Below are 275 nucleotides of genomic sequence, written 5' to 3' on the forward strand. Positions count from 1 at the left end.
CTTTCCCACCTGTATCAATCAAGACATTTTGGTTCTTACCGCCTTCATATAAAATACTGTCTCCCTGCCCCACATTTAACATTGTAATTTTGTGATGTGAATTTGTTGGAAACGTTATTAATAATGTCAGAATAATTATAGTCCAAAACGTAACCAATATATATTTACGTTTAGCCAATAACCAAAATATGTAATAAACAGAAATTATTAATACTATAAATATCCAATCATTAAACTTGGGAACAGAAAAATGTGATTGCTTGATTCTTGTGAAT

At 29.5% G+C, this 275-nt stretch carries 1 protein-coding gene; it reads right to left on the reverse strand.

Translation table 11 applies throughout. The features are described from left to right. On the reverse strand, positions 1–275 hold a 275-nt coding region (locus ACVA6Q_RS24670), incomplete at both ends, for a hypothetical protein (protein ID WP_446649223.1).

Source organism: Vibrio sp. DNB22_10_4 (assembly GCF_052879755.1).